This is a genomic window from Pseudomonas sp. PDM01 (assembly GCF_014852325.1).
GTDB lineage: Bacteria > Pseudomonadota > Gammaproteobacteria > Pseudomonadales > Pseudomonadaceae > Aquipseudomonas > Aquipseudomonas migulae.
Map to the genome: position 1 here is coordinate 1 of NZ_JACVBK010000021.1, position 1,394 is coordinate 1,394.

The following is a 1,394-nucleotide window of genomic DNA, read 5'->3' on the forward strand; positions in this document are numbered from 1 at the left end:
ATGACCGTATATGGACTCCTCCTCGTTGCAAGCCCCCTTCGCTTTGGCGCCCGTGCCGACTGCACACGTATATTCGGCCTCTGATTTCAGCATCGATTCGATGCAGGGCCATGATGGGCTATTCGCGCGTCGGCTCCCAATTGCTTTTACGTGCTTTACGCACCTGGTCATTAGAGGGTTTTGCCGACGCCGGTTCGACCGGTTTGCCATTGTTCGGGTTGCTTCGCAATCGTGGTGTAGAGGTGCTTCTCCTTGGATAAATGGGTCAGGCCGCTGCCCGATCCGGTTGGTAATCAGTGCCGTTGCGTAGCATCGCCCAAGCCATGCGCGCAGTTTTGTTGGCTAGCGCAATAGCCGCCACATTAGGATGTGAGCGCTCAGCTAAACGGACAGCCCACTGGCTGAGCCGGTCATCTTTAAATTTGGCCGTGCGTAGTGCCGATCGTGCACCATGGATCATCAGCGTACGCAGATAAGCATCGCCACGTTTGCTGATGCCCAGCAGTCGATCCTTGCCGCCGGAGCTGTGTTGCCTCGGCGTCAGCCCTAACGAGGCGGCCAACTGCCGGCCATTGGCAAACTGTCGGGCATCACCAATGGCAGCAACGAGTGCGGTGGCTATCATCGGGCCGACCCCGCGCAGCTGCTGCAAGCGAACGGCCGTTGGTTCACTTGCCGCGATTGCCGATATCTCGCTGTCGAGTTCGCCCACGCGTTCATCCAGTGTGCGAAGGTCGCCCCACAAGCCATCCAGCAGACGACGAAAACGTACCGTCAAACCGTTATCCGTCTCTTCCAACCAGCACGGTATGGCGCGACGCAGCATCAGCAACTCTTTCGGAGCGACGAGGCCGTACTCGGCAACCAGGCCACGGATCTGATTGGCTTTGGCCGTGCGCTGTTCGATCAAGCCGGCTCGGATGCGATGCGTCGCCTGGATATCCTGTTGCTCAATCGTCTTGACGGCGACGAAGCGCATGCTGGGGCGGCTCATTGCCTCACAGATTGCTTCGGCATCGTTGGCGTCATTCTTGTTGCTCTTGACGTATGGTTTGACGAACTGCGGCGCGATCAGTCTCACCCGAAATCCGCGTGCCTGTAGTTGTCGCGCCCAATGATGGGCTCCACCGCAACTCTCCATACCGATTTCACAGCCGGGTTCGATTTTCTCCAGCACCGTTTGCAGCCAGCGATCACGCGGTAGGCATTGCCGCCAGATGGGTTGTTCATGACAATCCACGCCGTGGATCTGAAACACGTTCTTGGCCAGGTCGACCCCAATGCGCATAAGCTTCATGTGTGGACTCCTTCTCACGGTTGACTGTGGTTCGCACCTTCAGTCTGGCACTCAAGATGCCGAGGTGAGGAGGAGTCCATCCCATTGCTTTTGGCCG

The 1,394-nt window shown here is 58.0% G+C and carries 1 protein-coding gene; it reads right to left on the bottom strand.

Annotated elements, in window-relative coordinates; all coding sequences use genetic code 11:
- Positions 1–265: 265 nt before the first annotated feature.
- Positions 266–1,297 (bottom strand): IS110 family transposase, encoded by a 1,032-nt coding sequence (locus tag IB246_RS28555; protein ID WP_192230255.1) that lies wholly within the window; start codon positions 1,295–1,297, stop codon positions 266–268.
- Between the last annotated feature and the right edge of the window lie 97 nt (positions 1,298–1,394).